At 66.0% G+C, this 23,393-nt stretch carries 22 protein-coding genes; 18 read left to right on the forward strand and 4 right to left on the reverse strand.

Features of this window, described 5'->3' with window-relative positions; translation table 11 throughout:
- Positions 1-54 precede the first annotated feature (54 nt).
- From BTE28158_RS05665 to BTE28158_RS05680, 4 genes are all read left to right on the forward strand, one after another.
- A complete protein-coding gene (locus tag BTE28158_RS05665) occupies positions 55-519 on the forward strand; it encodes a c-type cytochrome (protein ID WP_124622102.1) in 465 nt (154 codons plus the stop codon).
- Between the two features lie 264 nt (positions 520-783).
- Entirely contained in the window at positions 784-1,161 is a 378-nt protein-coding gene (locus BTE28158_RS05670; protein WP_059600228.1) for a RidA family protein, read from the forward strand.
- Positions 1,162-1,410: 249 nt separating this feature from the next.
- Positions 1,411-2,538, forward strand: coding sequence for an aminotransferase class V-fold PLP-dependent enzyme (locus tag BTE28158_RS05675; RefSeq protein WP_059600227.1), 1,128 nt, complete (start codon positions 1,411-1,413; stop codon positions 2,536-2,538).
- Positions 2,539-2,778: 240 nt separating this feature from the next.
- A complete protein-coding gene (locus BTE28158_RS05680; RefSeq protein ID WP_151047579.1) occupies positions 2,779-3,348 on the forward strand; it encodes a YdeI/OmpD-associated family protein in 570 nt (189 codons plus the stop codon).
- A gap of 265 nt (positions 3,349-3,613) precedes the next feature.
- Here BTE28158_RS05680 and BTE28158_RS05685 read toward each other — a convergent pair whose 3' ends face one another.
- Positions 3,614-5,914 carry an NADP-dependent malic enzyme gene (locus BTE28158_RS05685; RefSeq protein ID WP_059600336.1) on the reverse strand — a complete coding sequence of 767 codons (2,301 nt, stop codon included), beginning with the start codon at positions 5,912-5,914 and terminating at the stop codon, positions 3,614-3,616.
- 136 nt (positions 5,915-6,050) lie between these two features.
- Between BTE28158_RS05685 and BTE28158_RS05690 the strand changes: the two genes are divergently transcribed.
- The 7 genes from BTE28158_RS05690 to BTE28158_RS05720 all read left to right on the forward strand — a co-directional run bounded on the left by BTE28158_RS05690 (position 6,051) and on the right by BTE28158_RS05720 (position 13,090).
- Positions 6,051-7,022: a LysR substrate-binding domain-containing protein gene (locus tag BTE28158_RS05690; protein WP_151047577.1), complete on the forward strand. Its 972-nt coding sequence runs from the start codon at positions 6,051-6,053 to the stop codon at positions 7,020-7,022.
- A 317-nt stretch (positions 7,023-7,339) separates the two neighbouring features.
- Positions 7,340-8,293, forward strand: a complete 954-nt coding sequence (locus BTE28158_RS05695) for a choline ABC transporter substrate-binding protein (protein ID WP_059600224.1) — start codon at positions 7,340-7,342, stop codon at positions 8,291-8,293.
- A gap of 100 nt (positions 8,294-8,393) precedes the next feature.
- Positions 8,394-9,323, forward strand: coding sequence for a 3-dehydrocarnitine:acetyl-CoA trimethylamine transferase CdhC (gene cdhC / locus BTE28158_RS05700; protein WP_124622092.1), 930 nt, complete (start codon positions 8,394-8,396; stop codon positions 9,321-9,323).
- A gap of 87 nt (positions 9,324-9,410) precedes the next feature.
- Positions 9,411-10,376 (forward strand): L-carnitine dehydrogenase, encoded by a 966-nt coding sequence (locus BTE28158_RS05705; protein ID WP_151047575.1) that lies wholly within the window; start codon positions 9,411-9,413, stop codon positions 10,374-10,376.
- A 6-nt stretch (positions 10,377-10,382) separates the two neighbouring features.
- Positions 10,383-10,871: a thioesterase family protein gene (locus BTE28158_RS05710; protein WP_124622090.1), complete on the forward strand. Its 489-nt coding sequence runs from the start codon at positions 10,383-10,385 to the stop codon at positions 10,869-10,871.
- Between the two features lie 43 nt (positions 10,872-10,914).
- Entirely contained in the window at positions 10,915-11,871 is a 957-nt protein-coding gene (locus BTE28158_RS05715) for an alpha/beta hydrolase (protein ID WP_151047573.1), read from the forward strand.
- A 22-nt stretch (positions 11,872-11,893) separates the two neighbouring features.
- Positions 11,894-13,090, forward strand: a complete 1,197-nt coding sequence (locus tag BTE28158_RS05720; protein ID WP_151047571.1) for a TauD/TfdA family dioxygenase — start codon at positions 11,894-11,896, stop codon at positions 13,088-13,090.
- A gap of 192 nt (positions 13,091-13,282) precedes the next feature.
- On the opposite strand, the gene BTE28158_RS05725 is transcribed toward BTE28158_RS05720, so the two are convergent.
- From BTE28158_RS05725 to BTE28158_RS05735, 3 genes are all read right to left on the reverse strand, one after another.
- Entirely contained in the window at positions 13,283-13,585 is a 303-nt protein-coding gene (locus BTE28158_RS05725; protein WP_059600219.1) for a DUF4148 domain-containing protein, read from the reverse strand.
- Between the two features lie 211 nt (positions 13,586-13,796).
- Positions 13,797-14,783 (reverse strand): oxidoreductase, encoded by a 987-nt coding sequence (locus tag BTE28158_RS05730; RefSeq protein WP_151047569.1) that lies wholly within the window; start codon positions 14,781-14,783, stop codon positions 13,797-13,799.
- A 130-nt stretch (positions 14,784-14,913) separates the two neighbouring features.
- Complete coding sequence (locus BTE28158_RS05735) at positions 14,914-15,204, reverse strand: DUF3331 domain-containing protein (RefSeq protein ID WP_044847789.1); 291 nt, start codon at positions 15,202-15,204, stop codon at positions 14,914-14,916.
- A gap of 697 nt (positions 15,205-15,901) precedes the next feature.
- On the opposite strand from BTE28158_RS05735, the gene BTE28158_RS05740 reads away from it, so the two are divergent.
- From BTE28158_RS05740 to BTE28158_RS05770, 7 genes are all read left to right on the forward strand, one after another.
- Positions 15,902-16,666, forward strand: a complete 765-nt coding sequence (locus BTE28158_RS05740; protein WP_059600218.1) for an SDR family oxidoreductase — start codon at positions 15,902-15,904, stop codon at positions 16,664-16,666.
- Between the two features lie 38 nt (positions 16,667-16,704).
- Positions 16,705-17,547, forward strand: coding sequence for an ureidoglycolate lyase (locus BTE28158_RS05745; RefSeq protein WP_151047567.1), 843 nt, complete (start codon positions 16,705-16,707; stop codon positions 17,545-17,547).
- A gap of 23 nt (positions 17,548-17,570) precedes the next feature.
- Positions 17,571-18,848, forward strand: a complete 1,278-nt coding sequence (locus tag BTE28158_RS05750) for an L-fuconate dehydratase (RefSeq protein ID WP_124622079.1) — start codon at positions 17,571-17,573, stop codon at positions 18,846-18,848.
- Between the two features lie 81 nt (positions 18,849-18,929).
- A complete protein-coding gene (locus BTE28158_RS05755; RefSeq protein WP_151047565.1) occupies positions 18,930-19,706 on the forward strand; it encodes an SDR family oxidoreductase in 777 nt (258 codons plus the stop codon).
- 12 nt (positions 19,707-19,718) lie between these two features.
- Entirely contained in the window at positions 19,719-21,278 is a 1,560-nt protein-coding gene (locus BTE28158_RS05760; RefSeq protein ID WP_151047563.1) for a sugar ABC transporter ATP-binding protein, read from the forward strand.
- Between the two features lie 30 nt (positions 21,279-21,308).
- Positions 21,309-22,346, forward strand: a complete 1,038-nt coding sequence (locus tag BTE28158_RS05765) for an ABC transporter permease (RefSeq protein WP_059685655.1) — start codon at positions 21,309-21,311, stop codon at positions 22,344-22,346.
- A gap of 76 nt (positions 22,347-22,422) precedes the next feature.
- On the forward strand, positions 22,423-23,364 hold the full coding sequence (locus tag BTE28158_RS05770; protein ID WP_059600212.1) for an ABC transporter substrate-binding protein: 942 nt from the start codon (positions 22,423-22,425) through the stop codon (positions 23,362-23,364).
- Positions 23,365-23,393 lie beyond the last annotated feature (29 nt).

Raw genomic sequence — 23,393 nt, forward strand, 5'->3', positions numbered from 1 at the left:
CTGCGCATTCGTGGTCGCGGCCCGTGTGTGGCGGCGTCGCGGATCGGAGCGTTCATGGCACGCCGTCTGTCTTCGATGCTGGCGGTCGCTGCCGCGGCATTTGCGATTGCCGTACCCGCACATGCCGACGGCGTGGCCGACGCCACACTCGCGCGACAACACTGGGTGCTCAATTGCATGGGCTGCCACACGGCGACAGGCGGCGGCATTCCGGGCAAGGTGCCGCCTCTCGCGAATTCGCTCGGTTATTTCACGCATCTGCCGGCGGGGCGCGAGTACGTGATGCGCGTGCCCGGCGCGTCGAACTCGGCGCTGTCCGACGAGGAACTCGCCGACGTGCTCAACTGGGTGCTCACGACGATGAACCGCGATGCGCTGCCGCGTGGCTTCAAGCCTTATACCGCCGCCGAAGTCGCCTCGCATCGACGGCCGGCGTTTTCGGACGTCGCGACGGTACGTGCCAGGCTGGTTCGTGCGCTGCACGAGCGTGGGATCGACGGTGTGTCGGATCGGTACTGATCGACTTCGCCGATGGAGATTCGGCACCGGGCACGGCGGATTGCCGGTATTCGGGGCGGCGCGGTATCCCCGCGCCGTCACGCGCGGATCAACTCGACGCCGAGGATCGGGCACGCCGCGCAGGCGATGCGCATTGCGTTGACCGGATGCTGCGGCGCGTAGCGGCTTCCAGACCGAGAATACCGAATTGGCAGCGCGCCATTTCCGCGTTACGCTCGTTTTCGTAAGCCAACACCGGCGCCGGATGGATCGTGGGAGGCTCAAATGGCGATCGAATACTTTGCTGAGCGCAATCCGGTCACACGAAACCTGCCCCGGTCGTTGGCGACCAAGGCCGGCGATCTGGTGTTCGTATCCGGTCAGGTGGCGAGAAACGAAGACGGGAGCCTCGTCGCGGGCGGAATCGAAGCGCAGACGCGTCAGACATTGAAGAACGTCGCCCACGTACTCTCGCTGGCGGGATGCACACTCGGCGACGTGGTGAAAACCACCGTCTGGCTCGAGGACGCGCGCGACTTCGCGGAATTCAATCGTGTCTATGGGGAGTTCTTCCCGGGGAACAAGCCGTCACGATCGACCTTGCAGGCGACGAACATGGTGGGTACCAAGATCGAGATCGAGGCGATTGCCTGCAGGCCTTGAGCGCGGGAAATGCCGGAAAACCGACGAGAGCCGGTCTTGCAAGCGACGCGGTCGGATGCGCTGAGACATGCGCCACATGTTGGCTTCGTGCGTGCACCGCACAAAACACGCAAATCCCCAACGTCAGACTGCATTCGTTAGAATCGTTCGTCGTCAAGGCAATCATGCAGATTTGCATGGGCGCAGCGGTAGCCACTCACGAATACCGCGCCCCCTCATCCCATGCTTCATCCTTTACCGGAGGCGAACGTGCCAGGATTACTTCCCGATGTCGACCGCGACGGGCTTCTCGAATATTCGGTGGTGTACACCGACCGGTCGATCAATCACATGTCGCAGCGCTTTCAGGGCGTCATGCGCGATATTTCCGCCGCGCTGAAGAAGGTCTACAACGCGAAAGCGGCCGTCATCGTCCCGGGCAGCGGGACGTTCGGCATGGAAGCCGTGGCCCGGCAGTTCGCGACGAACAAGAAGTGTCTGGTCATCCGCAACGGCTGGTTCAGCTTCCGCTGGTCGCAGATTTTCGACATGGGCAGCATTCCGTCCGAATCGATCGTGTTGAAGGCGCGTCCTGTCGAATCAGGCAGGCAGGCGGCGTTTGCGCCGGCCCCGATCGAAGAAGTCGTCGCCGCGATTCAGGAACACAAGCCGGACCTGGTGTTCGCTCCGCACGTCGAAACCGCCTCCGGGATGATGTTGCCCGATGCGTATCTGCGCGCGGTGGCCGACGCCGTGCATGCGGTCGGCGGCATGTTCGTGCTGGATTGCATCGCGTCCGGCACGATCTGGGTCGATATGGAGAAGAGCGGTGTCGACGTGCTGATCAGCGCGCCGCAAAAGGGCTGGAGTGCGTCGCCGGGTTGCGCACTGGTCATGCTCAGCCCGCTCGCTCGCGAGCGCATCGATGCGACGACCAGCACCAGTTTTGCCTGCGATCTGCGCAAGTGGCTGCAGATCATGGAAGCCTACGAGAACGGTGGCTTCGCGTACCACGCGACGATGCCCACGGACAGCCTTGCGACGCTGCGCGATGTGATCAAGGAAACGGACGCATACGGCTTCGACAAGGTGCGGGCGGAACAGCTCGAACTCGGCACGCGGATTCGCGCGTTGCTGGCCGAGAAGGGTTTCAGGAGCGTGGCGGCGCCAGGGTTTGAGGCGCCTGGCGTCGTGGTCAGCTACACCGACGATGACGACATCCGGTCCGGCAAGAAATTCGTCGATGTCGGCATGCAGATCGCGGCCGGTGTGCCGCTGCAATGCGATGAGCCGGCGGATTTCAAGACGTTCCGCATTGGCTTGTTCGGTCTCGACAAGCTGCATGACGTCGATGCCGCGGTCCGTAGGTTTGCCAGCGCGTTGGAACGGATTCTGTAGGGCGCGCTTTCGATCCAAGGGTGGGGCGCATGGTGCGCTCGACATGATCGAGGCCATCCGAACGATCGACCGAGGTTGGAAGCCGCCAGACTCGGCGGCGGCTTCCGACCCAAACGAGCCGACGGATAGTGGCGACTGCACGCCCGCATTGGATCGCACCACGGACGCTGCTATCCGTATAAGCACTGTTGGACTGCGGACGGTTTCCCACGCCCGTACTCAATCATTCAGGACAGTGACATGACCGAATGCGCGCTGACATTTGCCAGTCAGACCGAATGGGAAAGCTGGTTGGCGCAAAATGGCGGCACGTCGAGCGGAGTATGGCTGCGTCTGGCGAAAAAGGGCGCCACGCAGCGAACCGTCACCTATGGTCAAGCGTTGGAAAGCGCGCTCTGCTATGGCTGGATCGATGGCCAAAAGCAGGCCGAGAGCGAGACGTACTGGCTACAACGCTTCACTCCACGCTCCGCAAAAAGCATCTGGTCCAAACTCAACAAAGACCGGGCCGAAGCGCTGATCGCCTCGGGCAGAATGCGCGCGCCGGGCATGCGTGAGATCGAGAGGGCGCGGCACGACGGCCGATGGAAGGCTGCTTATACGTCGGCCAGCAACTCGACCGTGCCGGACGACCTGCAGGTGGCGTTGAACGCAAATTTGGAAGCCAAGGCGTTCTTTGAAACACTGAATAGCCGCAACCGCTACGCCATCCTGTTCCGGATACAGAATGCGAAAAAGCCGGAAACACGGGCGCGTAAAATTGCGGAATTCGTCGACATGCTGAACCGCGGTGAAACCCTCCATCCGTAAATCTCTTGCGTCTGATGGAGATCTTGTGAAACGCGGGCACCGAACCTGTCATGGCCGATTCGTTTCTGCAGCGGTCCAGCCAGATGGCGGTTCGTCGATGTACGCAGTCGTTACCTTGATCGCCATGTATCGCGAATAAGGGCGGCTGCCGAAGCTGGCGCCGCTTGCCGACGATCCTGATACCTGAATCGCGGATATCGTTTTTCAGCGGACCACGGCCCGATGACCGACGGGGTCGGCCGTAGCCGACCCGCATCAACTGCAATTACACGGCCGCGTTGCGATTCGCCTCGATCACCGTCAACGCCGTCATGTTCACGATCCGTCTCACGGTCGCGCTGGACGTGAGAATGTTCACCGGCCCATTGACCCCCAGCAGGAACGGCCCGACCGCAACGTTACTGCCGGCCTCGGTCTTGAGCAGGTTATAGGCGATATTCCCCGCATCCACGTTCGGACACACGAGCAGGTTCGCCGCACCCTTCAGCGGCGACATCGGCAGCAGCCGCGACCGCAGCGCCTCGTCGAGCGCACAGTCGCCGTGCATTTCGCCATCCGCCTCGATATCCGGCGCATGCGCGCGAATGATTTCGAGCGCTCGGCGCATCTTCACGCCCGAGGCCGCGCTCCCCGACCCGAAGTTCGACCGCGACAGCAACGCAGCCTTCGGCGAGAGATTCAGCCACTCCATCTGCCGCGCGGCCGCGATCGTGAATTCCGCGATCTGCTCCGCATCCGGGTTGTCGTTGACATGCGTATCGACCAGCGCGACCGTCCGCTGATTGAGCAGCAGGATGTTCATCGCGGCGTAGGTCGACGCACCGGGCTTCTTGCCGATGACTTCGTCCACGAACCGCAGGTGATTGTGATACTCGCCGACCGTCCCGCAGATCATCCCGTCCGCATCGCCGAGCCGCACCATCATCGCGCCGATCAGCGTCAGGCGGCGCCGCATCTCGACGCGCGCCATTTCCTTCGAGATGCCGTCGCGGCAGCGCAATTCCCAATACGTCGTCCAGTATTGCGGGAAACGTTCGTCATATTCCGGATTGGTCACTTCGACATCCTGACCGAGACGCAGGCGCAGGCCGAATCGCTCGATACGCGCGAGCAGCACCTCCGGACGCCCGACCAGGATCGGACGCGCGAGCTTCTCGTCGACGATCACCTGCACCGCGCGCAGCACGCGCTCGTCTTCGCCCTCGGTGAACACGATGCGTGCCTTGCCGCCGTCACGCACGAGCTGACGCGCGGTCGCGAACAGCGGCTTCATGAACGCGCCCGAGTGATAGACGAACTGCTGCAACTGCTCGACATACGCGTCGAGATCCGCGAGCGGGCGCGTCGCCACACCGCCTTCGATCGCGGCCCTGGCCACGGCCGGCGCAATACGCACGATCAGGCGCGGATCGAACGGCTTCGGAATCAGGTATTGCGGACCGAAGGACACTTCATCGCCGCCATAGGCTGCCGCGACGATGTCGTTCTGCTCTTCCTGCGCGAGGCCGGCAATCGCGTGAACCGCGGCAATTTCCATTTCGCGGGTGATCGTCGTTGCGCCCACATCCAGTGCGCCGCGGAAAATGTACGGGAAGCAGAGAACGTTGTTGACCTGGTTCGGGAAATCCGAGCGGCCCGTCGCGATCACGACGTCGTCGCGCGTCGCATGCGCGAGTTCAGGGAAGATTTCCGGCGTCGGATTGGCGAGCGCGAGAATCAGCGGACGCGCGGCCATCGCCTTCAGCATCTCCGGCTTCAGAATGCCGCCGACCGACAGCCCGAGGAACACGTCGGCGCCGCCGATCACTTCGGACAGCGTGCGCGCGTCGGTTTCCTGCGCGAAACGTTCCTTGGCGGGATCCATCAGCGTGGTGCGGCCGCGATAGACGACGCCTTCGATATCCGTCGCCCAGATGTTCGCGACCGGCAGCCCGAGGTCGACGAGCAGGTCCAGGCAGGCCAGCGCCGCGGCACCGGCGCCCGACGTCACGACCTTCACCTCGGAAATCGACTTCCCGACCACCTTCAGCCCGTTGATGAACGCGGCGGCCACGGTAATGGCGGTGCCGTGCTGGTCGTCGTGGAAGACGGGAATCTTCATGCGCTCGCGCAGCTTGCGCTCGACGGTGAAGCACTCCGGCGCCTTGATGTCCTCGAGGTTGATCCCGCCGAAGGTGGGCTCGAGGCCGGCGATGATGTCGACGAGCTTGTCCGGATCGGTCTCGTTGATCTCGATGTCGAACACGTCGATCCCCGCGAACTTCTTGAACAGCACGGCCTTGCCTTCCATGACCGGCTTCGACGCGAGCGCGCCGATGTTGCCCAGACCCAGCACGGCGGTGCCGTTGGTGATGACGCCCACCAGATTCCCGCGGCTCGTGAAGCGATGCGCGTTCAGCGGCTCGGCGGCGATCGACTCGCACACGCTGGCGACGCCGGGCGTGTAGGCGAGCGCGAGATCGCGCTGCGTCACGAGCGGCTTGCTGGCGACGACGGAGATCTTCCCCGGGGTCGGAAACTCGTGATAGTCGTACGCGGCCTGCTGCTGAGTCTCTGTCTGTTTCATGTTTTTTGGGTCCGGGCGTGCGCGCCAGGCCAGTCCCGACGCGATCCATGAGGTGATTCTAGGGATCGGCCATAAGGAGATGATTCTGTTTTAATATCGGTCCATCACTTTTTCATGATGATGTGGCGGTCCGGCAATGACATTCGACGCGAACGACGTGGTCAGGCGGCTCGGTGCGCGCCTGAAGATGCGGCACCTGATGCTGTTGCTGCAGATTCAGCAGCACGGGTCGCTCACGCGCGTCGCCGAGCACATGGCGAGCAGCCAGCCCGCCGTGACGAACGCGCTGTCCGAGCTGGAAAGCATGTTCGGCACGCCGCTGTTCGAGCGCTCGTCGCGCGGGATGCGGCCGACCGCGCTCGGTTCGGTCGTGCTCGAGCGCGCCAGGGCGATGCTGAAGGACCTCGACCATCTCGCCCGCGAGATGGAGGCGGTCGCCGCCGGCCACGCCGCCCACCTGCATATCGGCGTGATTCCGTTTATCTCGGGCCAGATGCTGTCGGCGGCGCTCAAGCGGCTGCAATCCCGGATGGAGCGGCGCCTGACCGTGACGATCCACGAAGGCACCAGCGACCAGCTGCTGCTCCAGCTCAAGGACCACAGCGTCGATCTCGTCATCGGGCGGGCGTCGTCGGCGGTCGATTTGGGACAGGTTTCGTTCGAAGTCCTGTACCAGCAGCAGCCCCGGATGATCGCGAGCCGGCGCCTCGCCGCGAAACTGGCCCGCATGAAGCTCGACTGGGAGAAGCTGCACGAGCTGGACTGGATTCTCGGCGCGCCGCATACGCCGATGCGGGAGCAGGTGACCGACCTGTTCCTGTCGGCCGGCATCGCGCCGCCCGTGCCGATCGTCGAAAGCTACTCGTCGAAGCTGATCGGCGAAATGATCGCATCGAGCGACGACGCCGTATCGATCGTGCCGACCGATATCGCGGAAGAGATGGTGCGCATCGCCGGCGTGGCGATCGTGCCTTACTCGCTGGTCTGGACGCTGCCGCCCATCGCGCTGTTTACCCGCGCCGCCGAATCGCATGCGCCGACGCGGGATCTGCTCGTCCAGGCGCTGCGCGAGATCTGCAGGGAAACTTACGTCGAGGTACCGCGATAACGCGTCGGGCGCCGGCCCGCACCCGCCCGGCCGGAAGCGGCACCACGCCCGCTCCGGTATCGCCGCCGAAGCACGCTCCGTCGGCATCCGTTACGCCGCATCCGGACAAACCCATCTTCACCGTAATTCGCCTGAAACCCCCGCCATACAAGCCATTGCCCGAGCGTAGTGGTTTTCACCCATAGTCGCAAATAGTCAAGAAAAGGTCGCCGCCGGTCGTCTTTCGACCAATATGGCTCGTTACTTTTACTCCCACGATGCAGGCCGGGACGCACTCCGCGAACCCGTCGGACATCGGTCCAATCGGGAGAGAAACCATGAAGTCGACAAAGATCGCCGCGTTCGTCGCGGCCGTGCTGGCGACCGGCGCATTCGCGACCGCGGCGCACGCCGAAACGGATGCCGCGACCTGCCGCAACGTACGCTTCGCGGATATCGGCTGGACCGACATCACGTCCACCACGGCGCTCGCCTCGACCGTGTTCGAAGGGCTCGGCTACAAGCCGACGACGACAATCGCATCGGTGCCGATCTCGTTCGCCGGCCTGAAGAGCAAGCAGCTCGACATCTCGCTCGGCTACTGGTGGCCGGTGCAGCAAAAGCAGCTCCAGCCGTTCCTCGACAGCAAGTCGATCAACGTGGTCGAGCCGCCGAACCTGTCGGGTGCGAAGGCGACGCTCGCGGTGCCGAGCTACGCATACCAGGCCGGCCTGAAGAGTTTCGAGGACATCGCGAAGCACCGCGCGGAACTCGACGGCAAGATCTACGGGATCGAACCGGGCAGCAGCGCGAACGCGACGATCCAGAAGATGATCGACACGAATCAATACGGTCTCGGTGGCTTCAAGCTGGTCGAATCGAGCGAAGCCGGGATGCTCGTCACGGTCGAGCGCGCGATCCGCGAGAAGAAGTGGGTCGTGTTCCTGGGCTGGGAACCGCATCCGATGAACATCCAGATCAGCATGAACTACCTGTCCGGCGGCGATGCGAGTTTCGGCCCGAACTATGGCGAAGCGCGCGTGTACACGCTGACGGCGCCCGACTTCATCTCGCGCTGCCCCAACGCAGGCAAGCTCGTCGAGAACCTGCGCTTCACGACGCAGCTCGAGAACCAGCTGATGCAGTCGGTGATGAACAAGACGAAACCGGCGGACGCCGCGAAGGCATACCTGAAGAAGAATCCGCAGGTGCTCGATGCCTGGCTCGCCGGCGTCAAGACGTTCGACGGCAAGGACGGCCTGCCTGCCGTGAAGGCGTATCTCGGCCTGTAACGGCCCGTGCGCGCCGCAAGCGAGCGGCGCGCAGCGACAAATAATCTGCAGTACGACAGAAGTCGAGCGACACGAACCGAATCAAGCGAGGGCATTCAGCATGAACCACGAAGTCATCATCACCTGCGCGGTGACCGGCGCGGGCGATACGGTCGGCAAGCATCCGGCGATTCCGGTCACGCCGAAGGAAATCGCGGCCGCCGCGATCGAAGCGGCGAAGGCCGGCGCGACGGTTGCGCACTGCCACGTGCGCGATCCGCAGACGGGCCGCGGCAGCCGCGACCCGAACCTGTACCGCGAAGTGGTCGACCGGATCCGCTCGGCGGACGTCGACGTGATCATCAACCTGACGGCCGGCATGGGCGGCGATCTGGAGATCGGCCCGGGCGAGGACCCGATGCGCTTCGGCAAGGGCACCGATCTTGTCGGCGGCCTCACGCGCCTCGCGCACGTCGAGGAACTGCTGCCGGAAATCTGCACGCTCGATTGCGGCACGCTGAATTTCGGCGACGGCGACTACATCTACGTATCGACGCCCGCGCAACTGCGCGCCGGCGCGAAGCGCATCCAGGAACTCGGCGTGAAGCCGGAGCTGGAAATCTTCGATACGGGCCATCTGTGGTTCGCGAAGCAATTGCTGAAGGAAGGGCTGCTCGACGATCCGCCCCTGTTCCAGCTGTGCCTCGGCATTCCGTGGGGCGCGCCGGCCGACACCGGCACGATGAAGGCGATGGTCGACAACCTGCCGCCGGGCGCGCACTGGGCCGGCTTCGGGATCGGCCGCATGCAGATGCCGATGGTCGCGCAGGCGATGCTGCTCGGCGGTCACGTGCGCGTCGGCCTCGAAGACAACATCTGGCTCGATCGTGGCGTGCATGCGACCAACGGCACGCTCGTCGAGCGTGCACGGGAAATCGTCGAACGCCTCGGCGGCCGCGTGCTGACGCCGGCCGAAGGGCGTCGCAAGCTCGGCCTGCCGGCGCGCGGCGAGCGTCTGCTCGAACGCCGCGCGGTGACCGAATTCGCGTGAGCGTTCACGGCTGATTCCGATTCAATGCGGCGGCGCGCACGAGCGCGGTCGCCGTCCGATTTCCCTCGATTTGAAGGATGTGTTGACATGGCAGTGAAGACCGACATCAAGACGTTCGCCGCGATCGGCACCGGTGTGATCGGCAGCGGATGGATTTGCCGTGCGCTCGCGCACGGTCTCGACGTGGTCGTGTGGGACCCGGCGCCGGGCGCCGAGGCGCGGTTGCGCGCGAATGTCGCGAATGCCTGGCCTGCGCTCGAACGCGTCGGCCTCGCGCCGGGCGCCGATCCCGCGCGGCTGCGTTTCGAGTCGACGATCGAGGCCTGCGTCGCCGACGCGGACTTCATCCAGGAAAGCGCGCCCGAGCGCGAGGCGCTGAAGCTCGAACTCCACGAACAGATCAGCCGCGCGGCGAAGCCCGACGCGATCATCGCGTCATCGACATCGGGGCTGCTGCCGACCGACTTCTACGCGCGCGCGACGCATCGGGAGCGCTGCGTGGTCGGCCATCCGTTCAATCCGGTCTACCTGCTGCCGCTCGTCGAGGTGCTCGGCGGCGCGCGCACGTCGCCGGAAGCGGTCGAGGCGGCGATGGCGATCTATCGCAACCTCGGCATGCGGCCGCTGCACGTGCGCAAGGAGGTGCCGGGCTTCATCGCGGACCGGCTGCTCGAAGCGCTGTGGCGCGAGGCGCTCCATCTGGTCAACGAAGGCGTCGCGACGACTGGCGAGATCGACGATGCGATCCGTTTCGGCGCGGGCATCCGCTGGTCGTTCATGGGCACGTTCCTGACCTACACGCTGGCTGGCGGCGACGCAGGCATGCGACACTTCATGCAGCAGTTCGGCCCCGCGCTCGAACTGCCATGGACCAAGCTGGTCGCGCCGAAGCTGACCGACGAACTGATCGACAGCGTCGTCGAAGGCACGAGCGAGCAGCAGGGCACGCGCAGCATCAAGGAACTCGAACGCTATCGCGACGAGTGCATCACCGAGGTGCTGAAGGCGATCGCCGCGGTGAAGGCGCGGCACGGGATGCGATTCGAGGACTGAACGAACATGACCGGCGATACCCCGCTGACGATTTACCACGACGTCGTGCGGCCCGAGTGGGTCGACTACAACGGCCACCTGCGCGACGCGTTCTATCTGCTGATCTTCAGTTTCGCGACCGATGCGCTGCTCGACCGCATCGGCCTCGACGACGCCGTGCGTCGCGAGCGGTGCCGCTCGGTCTACACGCTCGAGGCGCACGTGAACTATCTGCAGGAGATCAAGGAAGGCACGCGCGTACGCGTTGACGCGCGGGTGTTCGCGCACGACGCGAAGCGGCTGCACCTGTATCTCGAGCTGTTCGCGGACGGTCATGACGGCGCGGTGTCGGCGAGCGAGCAGATGCTGCTGCACGTCGACACGCGCGACGGCGCGAAATCGGCGCCGTTCGACGACGACGTCGCCGCGCGCGTGGCCGAACTGCATGCGTTGCAGCGCGATTGCGCGGCGCCCGCGTATGCGGGCCGCGTGATCGGGCTGCCACCGCGTCGCTAGCATCGGCGTTCAACTTCCGACCGTCGACTGCGGAGCGCACACGATGCTCGAACCGGAAATCGCGGCATTCGTTGCGGCCGTCGACGCGTGGTATCCAGCCGACGCGGCGGCGCGCTCGCCCGTCGAGCAACGCCGCGTCTACGATCGCTTCGCGGCCGCGTGGACGCCCGCCGTACTGCCGGCCGGCGTCGTGCGGCAGGACGCCGTGTGGCATGCGCCGGACGGGCGCGCGATCGCACTACGGCGCTACGCGCCAGCGCGGGGCAAGCCGCGCGGCACCGTGCTGTTCTTTCATGGCGGCGGCTTCGTCGTCGGCTCGCTCGACAGTCACGCGCTGATCACGGCGCAACTGGCGGCCGACACGGGGCTTGCCGTGATCGCGGTCGACTACCGGCTCGCGCCCGAGCATCGTGCGCCGGCCGCGCTCGAGGATTGCCTGGCCGTCACGCGTGCCGCGCGCGACGCAGTCAACTGGCCGTTCGACTCGTGCGCACGACCGCTGACACTCGCGGGCGACAGCGCGGGCGGCAATCTCGCGGCGGCCGTCGCGACCGCGCTGCGCGACGCTGGCGAAGGCGGCATCGACGGGATCGCACTCGTATATCCGATGCTCGGCATCGAACCGCAATCGCCGGCGCGCGAAACGGAAGCGCGCGCGCCGATGCTGACGCTCGACGACGTCCATCGTTATCGCGCGCTGTACTGGGGCGATGCGGATGAAGCCGCATTGAACGACGATCCGCTGCTGCGTGCATCGGTGCCGCTCGCGGCGTCGCGCTTCGACGGGCTGCCGCCCGTGCTCGCTATCGGCGCTGAACACGATCCGCTGCGCGACGATGCACGCGTCTATGTCGAACGAATCCTTGCGGCCGGCGGCGCCGCGCGTTACTGGAGGGGAGAGGGGCTGGTGCACGGTTGCTGGCGCGCGCTCGGAACGAGCCCGCAGGCGGCGCGGATGCACCGGATGATCGGCGGGTTTCTGCTCGCACCACACGCGTAGCGGGCGTTTCCGGGAGACAACGATGCAGGCAGCGCAACACCGTATCGAGGACTGGCGGACCTATTCCGCCGACGCGGCCATTGCGGCGGCGACGATTGGCGATGGAGCGGTGAACGTCGAGTGGAGCGACACGCGACGATCGCCGTTTCACTTCGACTGGCTGCGCGACAACTGCGCGTGTTCCGCGTGCGTGCATGCGCTCACGCGCGAACAGGTGTTCGAGATCGCCGACGCGCGCGAGGATCTGTCGGCGCTCGCCGTGCATGTCGAAACCGACGGCGCGCTGCACGTCGAGTGGAACGACGGGCATCGCAGTACCTGGTCGCCGGGATGGTTGCGCGCGCATGCATACGACGATGCGTCGCGCGCGGAACGCCAGGCCGCGCACGGGCGGCACGTATGGGCCGGCGACGATGCGACGGCCATCGGGGTGTTCGCGTGGCGTGACGTGATGGAGGACGATGGCGCGTTGCACGCATGGCTCGCCGCGTTGCAGCGCACGGGGTTGACGCTCGTCGAGGGCGTGCCGGCCGAACGCGGCCGGGTCGACCAGATCGCGCGTCGTGTCGGTCTGATCCGCGAAAGCAATTTCGGTGTGCTGTTCGATGTCGAGTCGAAGCCGCGACCGGACAGCAATGCCTACACGTCGCTCAACCTGCCGCCGCACACCGACTTGCCGACGCGTGAATTGCAGCCGGGCGTGCAGTTCCTGCATTGCCTCGCGAACGACGCGACGGGCGGAGACAGCATTTTCCTCGACGGCTTTGCGCTCGCGGAAGCGCTGCGGCGCGACTATCCGGCCGATTTCGAACACCTTGCCTCGACGCCGTTCGAGTTCTGGAACAAGAGTGCGAACAGCGACTACCGCTGTTCGGCGCCGGTGATCGGCCTCGATGCACGCGGCAACGTGACGGAAGTGCGCGTCGCGAATTTCCTGCGCGGGCCACTCGATGCGCCGGCCGGCTCGGTCGCGGCCATCTACCGTGCGTACCGGCGCTTTCTCGGGCTCGCGCGCGAGCCACGTTTCCGGGTGCAGCGCCGGCTGCGGGCGGGCGACATGTGGGCGTTCGACAACCGGCGCGTGCTGCATGCGCGCACCGAGTTCGATCCGTCGACGGGCCGCCGGCATCTGCAGGGCTGCTACGTCGATCGCGACGAACTGCTGTCGCGCTGGCGCGTGCTGTCGCGTGCGGCGCCTGCGGCAGCCGCGGGGCGTTGACCGGCGCATACGGCATCGCCACGCATACCTCGCCGCGGAAAAAGCGCCCGGACGCAGCGCGCCCGGGCGAAGCCACCCGCTGCCGGGCGGCGGAGGTATGCGTTTCACAAAAAAAGACGAGCCCGCATCAGGGGCTCGTCCGGGTACAGCTTCGTCGCGCCGTGCGCGGTGCGCCCGTCAGGGCGCGTCGGCTTACTGGCCGAAGAAGATCGAGTCGCGAGCGTTCGACGACGCTGCGGCAACCGGGGCGCCCGAGTGGACGACCGGAGCCGGTTGCGCGCCGTAGCCGCTGGCGTCGGCACCATGAACACGCGCTTCCGCCGACTGGATGTCGTTCGGGTAATACGGGCTCGACACGCCCGGCTTGTAGCCGGCTTGTTCGAGCTGGACCAGTTCGTTGCGGACTTGTGCGCGGGTCACGGTGCTTTGTGCGAAAGCGCCGAACGAAGCGGACAGGGCGACAGCGGCAACGACTGCGGAAACGAGCGATTTCATGATGACCTCCGGTGTTTTATTGGGTTCGCTTGCGACACCATGTCTGCAGCGATTGACTAAATCTTAGTCACCGGGTGGTTGAGGGTAAACGCTGATTTTGACGATAGATTGTTTCCGGACTGGTAACAGTGGGCTGTCCAATCAGGCTTTCACCAAGCTTTCGTTTCTGTAAGTGTAATAAGTATGATGAATGTTGAGGTGAGGGCGCGATTCAACGTGTCTCGGCCGACGTGTCGAGCGGCGTGGCGGGCAGGCGACCCTCGGCCACGCCCGAGCTCAGGAAACGCACGCCCGTCGCGGCTTCGGAGGCCTCCCACAGCAGCGCGGCGGTCGCCACGTCGCGTGCCGCGCGCGGCACGCTTGCCGGTGCCGGCAGGCCGCGCGACTCGAACCAGCCGGACGGTCCGACGTACGAGCCGCCGGTGAGGTCGGGCGACGTCGCAGCGTGAATCGCGGGAAGCGCACCCTGGTCGGCCGGTTGCGCGAGATAACGGTTCGCCGCGCGCATCAGCGCGGCGCGCGTGGGCGAACGGTCCATCGCGGGGCCCGCGAACTGCAGATTGGTTGCCGCGTAGCCGGGATGCGCGGCGACGCTGATGCCCGCGAACGCCGCGCGCTGGAAGCGGCGCTGCAGTTCGATCGCGAACACGAGGTTGGCGAGCTTGCTGTCGCAGTAGGCGAGATAACGGTTGTAACGGTGTTCGGCCCGAAGGTCGTCGACGCGGATCCGGCCGCCGCGGTTCAAGCCGCTCGACATCGTCACGACCCGCGCGCGCCGCGCGGCGCGCAGCGCGGGCAGCAGATGGCCGGTCAACGCGAAATGGCCGAGGTGGTTGGTGCCGAACTGCATCTCGAAGCCGTCTTGCGTGTGCCGCAGCGGCAGGAACATCACGCCTGCGTTGTTGCAGAGGATGTCGACGCGGCCGTGGCGGTCGGAGACGTCGGCGGCGAAGCGCTGGATCGACGCGAGATCGGCGAGGTCGAGCGGATCGACTTCGACCCGTGCGGCGGGATGGAACCGACGGATCGCATCGGCGGCCTGCGCGGCGCGCGCGGCGTCACGGCAGCCCATTACGACGGTTGCGCCCTTGGCGGCCAGCGTTTCCGCGATGTGCCAGCCGAGCCCGCTGTTGGCGCCGGTCACGACCGCAACTTTGCCGCCTTGCGCCGGGACGTGGCGCGCGCTCCATGCGTGCATGTCTGCCTCCATCGGCGTGGCCGGTGCGCCACGACGCGTAATCGTTACATTGAATGCTGTAACGATAGTCCGCGCGGGCGGGGCAGACAAGCGGGGGAACTAGATCGGTGGTTCTAGGCCGGCTTGCGCGTTACCGGCTGCCGGCCAGGGCCAGCACTTCGGCGGCGGAGATCATCGCGGCCGCGTTCGCCGGTGCCGGGCGCTCGGCCGGGCGGAAGACTTCGTCGCCGCGCTGGATGACCTGGCGCGACAGCGCACAGGTGCCGGTGCGCTGCGCGAAGCGGCGGCGCCAGCGCTGTTCGCCGTAATGACAGCGGCCGGGCTCGACCCAGCGAACGACGAGCAGCGTATCGGAGCGTTCCAGAATTTCGACGTGGACGTCGGCGGGATCGAGCACAGGCAGGGATTTGGAGGCCTTCATTTGCCGTTTCCTAAAGCTCGTGCGGTTTCGGCCGTGGCAGTGGATGTCACTACCCGACGGCGATTCCGTAGCGGTTTCCATGAGTGGTGCGCTAAATGTAAGCGTCTGTGACCGGAAAAAACATCCTGTCTGGCTCAAATTACCTTTTGCCGATTCAGAAACAATCGACGCGCATTTTCTTGAAAAACCAACGACAAAAGCGTGTAAGACCAACGACAAAAGCGCCCCGGACGCGAACGCCCGGGGCGGAAAATCGGCCCGCGCCGCCGTGTCTGCTCGCTCAGTCACGTGGACACCGCGGGGGACGGAGGTGCCCGTCAGGGATCGGCGACGGGCGGGGTGCGGTGATCCGGGAAGCGCGGTCCGGCAACATCATGATCGCGCGCGCCCCCCGTTGACACCCTGACGGGAACATGACTTTTTTGTCAGTTTCGCCGCGACGGCGGCGCGACCCAGGCGCCCGTGGCCGGCGCAAACCCCCGCCGGTATTGGCTTTGCGGGACAGGTGGTTGGGCGCCGGAATCAGAACGAGACGGTCGCCGAAGTCCGGGGCACCGCCGCCGCCCCGATTCTGCCGTTCGGGAAAATACTGAATCCCGCGATCGTGACAAATCCGGAATCTGTCCTATGATTGGTTGGACCTTTGGTCCTTTGTGCCAATTAGTCGGCTCGACCGGCTTCTACAGGAGTGGTGCTCATGAGATTGCAGGGCAAGCGCGCGCTGGTGACGGCGGCCGGGCAGGGTATCGGCCGCGCGACCGCGCTGCGGTTCGCAAGCGAGGGGGCCGACGTGCTGGCGACCGACATCAACGAGGCTGCGCTCGCGCAACTCGCGGCCGACGCCGAACGCGCCGGCGGCAGGCTGGCCACGCGGCGGCTCGACGTGACCGATGCGGGCGACGTTTCGGCACTCGCCGCGCAGGCGCGCGCGTTCGACGTGCTCTTTAACTGCGCGGGGTTCGTGCACCACGGCTCGATCCTCGATTGCGACGATGCCGCGTGGGCGTTCTCGCTGAACCTCAACGTCACGTCGATGTACCGGCTGATCCGCGCGCTGCTGCCGGCGATGCTGGAAGCGGGCGGCGCGTCGATCATCAACATGGCATCGGCCGCGTCGAGCGTGAAGGGCGTGCCGAACCGCTTCGTGTACGGCACCACCAAGGCGGCCGTGATCGGCCTGACCAAGGCCGTCGCTGCCGATTTCGTCGAGCGGGGCATCCGCTGCAACGCGATCTGCCCGGGCACGATCGAGTCGCCGTCGCTGGAGCAGCGGATCGCGGACCAGGCGCGCACGCGCCAGGTGTCGACCGACGAGGTGCGCCAGGCGTTCGTCGCGCGCCAGCCGATCGGCCGCATCGGCACCGCGGAAGAAGTGGCCGCGCTCGCGCTGTACCTCGCGTCCGACGAAGCGTCGTTTACGACCGGCGCGATTCACCTGATCGATGGCGGCTGGTCGAACTGACCGCGTCTTCCTCTTCACCTTCCGTTTCCTCACACAACATGAAACTGCTGAGATTTGGCGACAAGCACCACGAAAAACCGGGCCTGCTCGATGCGCAGGGAAGGATTCGCGACCTGTCGGGCGTGATCGACGACATCGCAGGCGATGCGCTCACACCCGCGTCGCTCGCGCGGCTGCGTGACATCGACCCGTCCTCGCTGCCGCTCGTCGAAGGCTCGCCGCGGCTCGGCGCGTGCGTCGGCCGCGTCGGCAAGTTCATCTGCATCGGGCTCAACTATTCCGACCACGCGGCCGAATCCGGGATGGAAGTCCCGAAGGAGCCGGTCGTGTTCGGCAAATGGACGAGCGCGATCTCCGGGCCGAACGACGACGTCGAGATTCCGCGCGGCTCGGAGAAGACCGACTGGGAAGTCGAGCTCGGCGTGGTGATCGGCCAGGGTGGCCGCTACATCGACGAAACCGACGCGCTGTCGCACGTCGCCGGCTACTGCGTGGTGAACGACGTGTCGGAGCGCGAATACCAGCTCGAACGCGGCGGCACGTGGGACAAGGGCAAGGGCAACGACACGTTCGGCCCGCTCGGCCCGTGGCTCGTGACGGCCGACGAAGTCCCCGATCCGCACGCGCTGCGGTTGTGGCTCGAGGTGGACGGCCACCGCTACCAGAACGGCACGACCGCGACGATGGTGTTCCGGGTGCCGCACCTGATCAGCTATCTGAGCCGCTTCATGAGCCTGCAGCCGGGCGACGTGATCTCGACCGGCACGCCGCCGGGCGTCGGCCTCGGGCAGAAGCCGCCGGTCTATCTGCGCGCCGGGCAGGTGATCACGCTCGGCATCGACGGGCTCGGCGAGCAGCGCCAGCGCACCGTGCAGGCCTGATTTCCTTTTACGGACCGTTCGTCATGCCTATCATTCGATCGATGCGCGTCCTCGACGTGCGCTTCCCGACCTCGCAGCAGCTCGACGGCTCCGATGCGATGAATCCGGACCCCGATTATTCGGCCGCGTACGTCGTGCTGGAAACCGACCACGACGGGCTCGAAGGCCACGGGCTCACGTTCACCATCGGGCGCGGCAACGAAATCTGCTGCGCGGCGATCGACGCGATGCGTCACCTCGTCGTCGGCCTCGACCTCGACTGGATCCGCGAGGACATGGGCCGCTTCTGGCGGCACGTGACGTCGGACAGCCAGTTGCGCTGGATCGGCCCCGACAAGGGCGCGATCCATCTGGCGACGGGCGCCGTCGTCAACGCGGTGTGGGATTTGTGGGCGAAGTCGGTGGGCAAGCCGCTGTGGCGGCTCGTCGCGGACATGAGCCCCGAGGAGATCGTGCGCGCGATCGATTTCCGCTACCTGACCGACTGCCTGACGCAGGACGAGGCGCTCGACCTGCTGCGACGGCAGGCGCCGGGCAAGGCGGCGCGGATCGCGACGCTCGAGCGCGAAGGCTACCCGTGCTACACGACGTCGGCGGGCTGGCTCGGCTACAGCGACGACAAGCTGCGTCGGTTGTGCCGTGAGGCGGTGGACGCCGGTTTCGACTACGTGAAGCTGAAGGTGGGCGCGAACCTGGAGCACGACATCCGTCGCGTGACGATCGCGCGCGAGGTGATCGGCCCGGACCGCAAGCTGATGATCGACGCGAACCAGGTGTGGGAGGTGGACGAAGCGATCGACTGGGTGCGCGAGCTGGCGTTCGCGAAGCCGTGGTTCATCGAGGAGCCGACGAGCCCCGACGACGTCGAAGGGCATCGCAAGATCCGCGAGGCGATCGCGCCCGTGCAGGTCGCGACCGGCGAGATGTGCCAGAACCGCGTGCTGTTCAAGCAATTCATCGCGCGCGGCGCGATCGACATCGTGCAGATCGACGCGTGCCGGCTCGGCGGCGTCAACGAGATTCTCGCGGTGATGCTGCTGGCCGCGAAATACGGGCTGGCGGTGTGTCCGCACGCGGGCGGCGTCGGGCTGTGCGAATACGTGCAGCATCTGTCGATGATCGACTATGTGTGTATTGCCGGCACGAAGGAAGGGCGCGTGACCGAATACGTCGACCACCTGCACGAGCATTTCGTCGAGCCGTGCGTCGTGCGCGGCGCGGCCTACATGCCGCCGACGGCGCCCGGCTTCTCGATCGAGATGAAGCCCGAATCGCTGGAGCGGTATCGATTCCGCGGCTGAAGCACGCGGCACGCAGCACGACGACGCGCGATGCACCGCGCGCGGCCCGCGCGGCGACAACATGAACGACGGAGACGCGAAGTGGATTTGAATCTGCAAGACAAGATCGTGATCGTGACCGGCGGCGCATCGGGCATCGGCGCCGCGATCTCGATGCGGCTGGCCGGCGAAGGCGCGATTCCGGTGATATTCGCGCGCCACACGCCGGACGACGGCTTCTGGCGCGCCCTCACGCAGCAACAGCCGCGCGCCGCGTGCGTGTCCGTCGAACTGCAGGACGACGCGCAATGCCGCGACGCGGTCGCGCAAACCATCGCGCACTTCGGCCGCATCGACGGCCTCGTCAACAACGCGGGCATCAACGACAGCGTCGGGCTCGACGCCGGGTGCGACGCGTTCGTCGCATCGCTCCAACGCAACCTGATCCACTACTACGTGATGGCGCATTACTGCGTGCCGCACTTGAAGGCGACGCGCGGCGCGATCGTCAACATCTCGTCGAAGACGGCCGTCACCGGGCAGGGCAACACGAGCGGCTATTGCGCATCGAAGGGCGCGCAACTCGCGCTGACGCGCGAATGGGCCGTCGCATTGCGCGACGACGGCGTGCGCGTGAACGCCGTGATTCCGGCCGAGGTGATGACGCCGCTCTACCAGACCTGGATCGCCGGTTTCGACGACCCCGAAGCGAAGCTCGCGGAAATCGCCGGCAAGGTGCCGCTCGGCAAGCGCTTCACGACCGCCGACGAGATCGCCGACACGGCCGTGTTCCTGCTGTCGGCGCGCGCGTCGCACACGACGGGCCAGTGGCTGTTCGTCGACGGCGGCTATACGCATCTCGATCGCGCGATCGGCTGAGGCCATCGAGTCATGCAACCCGATCTGAACCCGACCGCCGCACCCGCCGCGCCCGCCGAACCCGCCGCGCTGATTGCGCTGACAGGCATCGGCAAGCGCTTCCCGGGCGTGCAGGCGCTCGACGATTGCCGGTTCGACCTGCATGCCGGCGAAGTCCACGCGCTGATGGGCGAGAACGGCGCCGGCAAGTCGACGTTGATGAAGATTCTCGCGGGTGTTTATCAGAAGGACGAAGGCGAGATCCGGATGGACGGCCGCGCGGTGGAGATCGACGATCCGCGCGCCGCGCAGGCGCTCGGCATCGGCATCATTCATCAGGAGCTGAACCTGATGAACCACCTGAGCGTCGCGCAGAACATCTTCATCGGGCGCGAGCCGCGCGGCCGCTTCGGCGTGTTCGTCGACGAGGACACGCTCAACCGCGACGCGGCCGCGATCTTTCAACGGATGCGGCTCGATCTCGATCCGCGCACGCCGGTCGGCAGGCTGACGGTCGCGAAGCAGCAGATGGTCGAGATCGCGAAGGCGCTGTCGTTCGACTCGCGCGTGCTGATCATGGACGAGCCGACCGCCGCGCTGAACAACGCGGAGATCGCCGAGCTGTTCCGCATCATCGGCGACCTGCGCGCGCACGGCGTCGGCATCGTCTACATCTCGCACAAGATGGACGAGCTGCGCCAGATCGCCGATCGCGTGACGGTGATGCGCGATGGCAAGTACGTCGCGACCGTGCCGATGGCGGACACGTCGATGGACGCGATCATCGCGATGATGGTCGGTCGCCAGCTCGATACGACGTTCCGCACGCCGCCCGATACCTCGGCCAACGACGTCGCGCTCGACGTGCGCGGGCTGTCGCGCGGCCGCGCGATCCGCGACGTCGGCTTCACGGTGCGGCGCGGCGAGATTCTCGGCTTCGCGGGGCTGATGGGTGCGGGCCGCACCGAGGTCGCGCGCGCGGTGTTCGGCGCGGACCCGGTCGACGCGGGCGAGATTCGCGTGCACGGCAAGACCGTGACGATCCGCACGCCGGCCGACGCGGTCGCGCACGGGATCGGTTATCTGTCGGAGGACCGCAAGCACTTCGGGCTCGCGCTCGGGATGGACGTGCAGAACAACATCGCGCTGTCGAGCATGCAGCGCTTCGTGCGCCGCGGCATGTTCCTCGATGCGCGCGGGATGCGGGACACCGCGCAGTCGTACGTGCGGCAGCTCGCGATCCGCACGCCGTCGGTCGCGCAGCCGGCGCGCCTCCTGTCGGGCGGCAACCAGCAGAAGATCGTGATCGCGAAGTGGCTGCTGCGCGACTGCGACATCCTGTTCTTCGACGAGCCGACGCGCGGCATCGACGTCGGCGCGAAAAGCGAGATCTACAAGCTGCTCGACGCGCTCGCCGCCGACGGCAAGGCGATCGTGATGATCTCGTCGGAGTTGCCCGAGGTGCTGCGCATGAGCCACCGGATTCTCGTGATGTGCGAAGGGCGCGTGACCGGCGAATTGCGCGCGGCCGACGCCACGCAGGAAAAGATCATGCAGCTCGCAACGCAGCGCGAGTCGACCGTTTTGTCCTGATTCGGACGCCGATTCATACGCCTACCGACCATGTCCAACGATACGCATCCCGTCCCGCCCCTGGCTTCCGGCGATACGCCGGCCGCCGCATCGAGCCTGAAGTCGCGCTTCTTCAACCCGGCCGCGCGGCAGAAGCTGCTCGCGTTCGCGAGCCTCGTGCTGCTGATCGTGTTCTTCAGCTTCGCGTCGTCGAACTTCCTCGAAGTCGACAACCTCGTGACGATCCTGCAGGCCACCGCCGTGAACGGCGTGCTGGCGGTCGCGTGTACCTACGTGATCATCTCGTCGGGCATCGACCTGTCGGTCGGCACCCTGATGACGTTCTGCGCGGTGATGGCCGGCGTCGTGCTGACGAACTGGGGCATGCCGCTGCCGCTCGGGATCCTGGCCGCGCTGTGCTTCGGCGCGTTGTCGGGCAGTGTGTCGGGTTTCGTGATCGCGAAGATGAAGGTGCCGCCGTTCATCGCGACGCTCGGGATGATGATGCTGCTCAAGGGGCTGTCGCTCGTGATCTCGGGCACGCGGCCGATCTACTTCAACGACACGCCGGGCTTCACGTCGATTGCGCAGGATTCGCTGATCGGCAGCCTGATTCCCGCGCTGCCGATTCCGAACGCGGTGCTGATCCTGTTCCTCGTCGCGGCCGGCGCATCGATCGTGCTGAACCGGACCATCTTCGGCCGCTACACGTTCGCGCTCGGCAGCAACGAGGAAGCGCTGCGGCTGTCCGGCGTGAACGTCGACGCGTGGAAGATCGCCGTCTATACGTTCAGCGGCGCGGTGTGCGGGATCGCCGGGCTCCTGATCGCGTCGCGGCTGAATTCCGCGCAGCCCGCGCTCGGACAGGGCTACGAGCTCGATGCGATCGCGGCCGTCGTGATCGGCGGCACGTCGCTGTCGGGCGGCGCGGGCAGCATCGTCGGCACCATCATCGGCGCGTTCATCATGAGCGTGCTGACCAACGGCCTGCGCATCATGTCGGTCGCGCAGGAATGGCAGACGGTCGTCACGGGCGTGATCATCATCCTCGCCGTCTACGTGGACATCCTGCGCCGGCGGCGCCGCTGACGCACGCACGAACACACATGTGCTTCACCGCCGGCCCGTCCGGCATTTCAGTCGATACCAACCAAGGAGACGCGAAGTGATCAGGAGCAAGGTGTTGAACGCGATCGTCGGACTGGCGTTCGCCGTTGGCGTGACGGCCGGCGCGCAGGCGCAGGAAACCTACATCCCGCTGATTTCGAAGGGCTTCCAGCATCAGTTCTGGCAGGCCGTGAAGGCGGGCGCGATGCAGGCAGCGAAGGACTACAAGGTGAAGGTGACGTTCGAAGGCCCCGAAACCGAGGCGATGGTCGACAAGCAGATCGACATGCTGTCCGCCGCGATCGCGAAGAAGCCGGCGGCGCTCGGCTTCGCGGCGCTCGACAGCAAGGCCGCGTTACCGCTCCTGAAGAAGGCGCAGGCCGAGAAGATCCCGGTCATCGCGTTCGACTCGGGCGTCGACAGCGACATCCCGGTGACGACCGCCGCGACCAACAACAAGGCCGCCGCCGCGCTCGCCGCAGACAAGCTCGCCGCGCTGATCGGCGACGAGGGCGAGGTGGCCGTGGTCGCGCACGACCAGACGAGCCGCACCGGCATCGATCGCCGCGACGGTTTTCTCGAACGGATGAAATCGGCGCACCCGAAGGTGCGGATCGTGACCGTGCAGTACGGCGAGGGCGACCAGCTGAAGTCGACCGAAGTGACGAAGTCGATCCTGCAGGCGTACCCGAAGCTCAAGGGCGTTTTCGGCACCAACGAAGGCTCGGCGATCGGCGTGGTGAACGGCGTGCGCGAGATGAAGCGCAAGGTCGTGATCATCGGCTACGATTCCGGCAAGCAGCAGAAGGATGCGATCCGCAGCGGGATCATGGCCGGCGCGATCACGCAGAATCCTGTCGGGATCGGCTACAAGACCGTCGAGGCGGCCGTGAAGGCGATCAAGGGCGAGAAGCTGCCGAAGGTCATCGATACCGGTTTCTACTGGTACGACAAGACCAACATCGACGACCCGAAAATCACGGCGGTGCTGTACGACTGAACGTGACGTGACCTGACACGGCGGACGAC

The sequence above is a fragment of the Burkholderia diffusa genome, assembly GCF_902499115.1.
GTDB classification, from domain to species: Bacteria; Pseudomonadota; Gammaproteobacteria; order Burkholderiales; family Burkholderiaceae; genus Burkholderia; species Burkholderia diffusa.

Bases quoted from the DNA above. Each gene is read 5' to 3' on its own strand.
- BTE28158_RS05665 (WP_124622102.1), top strand. From the start codon at position 55: ATGGCACGCCGTCTGTCTTCGATGCTGGCGGTCGCTGCCGCGGCATTT.
- BTE28158_RS05670 (WP_059600228.1), top strand. From the start codon at position 784: ATGGCGATCGAATACTTTGCTGAGCGCAATCCGGTCACACGAAACCTG.
- BTE28158_RS05680 (WP_151047579.1), top strand. From the start codon at position 2,779: ATGACCGAATGCGCGCTGACATTTGCCAGTCAGACCGAATGGGAAAGC.
- BTE28158_RS05685 (WP_059600336.1), bottom strand. From the start codon at position 5,914: ATGAAACAGACAGAGACTCAGCAGCAGGCCGCGTACGACTATCACGAG.
- BTE28158_RS05690 (WP_151047577.1), top strand. From the start codon at position 6,051: ATGACATTCGACGCGAACGACGTGGTCAGGCGGCTCGGTGCGCGCCTG.
- BTE28158_RS05695 (WP_059600224.1), top strand. From the start codon at position 7,340: ATGAAGTCGACAAAGATCGCCGCGTTCGTCGCGGCCGTGCTGGCGACC.
- cdhC (WP_124622092.1), top strand. From the start codon at position 8,394: ATGAACCACGAAGTCATCATCACCTGCGCGGTGACCGGCGCGGGCGAT.
- BTE28158_RS05705 (WP_151047575.1), top strand. From the start codon at position 9,411: ATGGCAGTGAAGACCGACATCAAGACGTTCGCCGCGATCGGCACCGGT.
- BTE28158_RS05710 (WP_124622090.1), top strand. From the start codon at position 10,383: ATGACCGGCGATACCCCGCTGACGATTTACCACGACGTCGTGCGGCCC.
- BTE28158_RS05715 (WP_151047573.1), top strand. From the start codon at position 10,915: ATGCTCGAACCGGAAATCGCGGCATTCGTTGCGGCCGTCGACGCGTGG.
- BTE28158_RS05720 (WP_151047571.1), top strand. From the start codon at position 11,894: ATGCAGGCAGCGCAACACCGTATCGAGGACTGGCGGACCTATTCCGCC.
- BTE28158_RS05725 (WP_059600219.1), bottom strand. From the start codon at position 13,585: ATGAAATCGCTCGTTTCCGCAGTCGTTGCCGCTGTCGCCCTGTCCGCT.
- BTE28158_RS05730 (WP_151047569.1), bottom strand. From the start codon at position 14,783: ATGCACGCATGGAGCGCGCGCCACGTCCCGGCGCAAGGCGGCAAAGTT.
- BTE28158_RS05735 (WP_044847789.1), bottom strand. From the start codon at position 15,204: ATGAAGGCCTCCAAATCCCTGCCTGTGCTCGATCCCGCCGACGTCCAC.
- BTE28158_RS05740 (WP_059600218.1), top strand. From the start codon at position 15,902: ATGAGATTGCAGGGCAAGCGCGCGCTGGTGACGGCGGCCGGGCAGGGT.
- BTE28158_RS05745 (WP_151047567.1), top strand. From the start codon at position 16,705: ATGAAACTGCTGAGATTTGGCGACAAGCACCACGAAAAACCGGGCCTG.
- BTE28158_RS05750 (WP_124622079.1), top strand. From the start codon at position 17,571: ATGCCTATCATTCGATCGATGCGCGTCCTCGACGTGCGCTTCCCGACC.
- BTE28158_RS05760 (WP_151047563.1), top strand. From the start codon at position 19,719: ATGCAACCCGATCTGAACCCGACCGCCGCACCCGCCGCGCCCGCCGAA.
- BTE28158_RS05765 (WP_059685655.1), top strand. From the start codon at position 21,309: ATGTCCAACGATACGCATCCCGTCCCGCCCCTGGCTTCCGGCGATACG.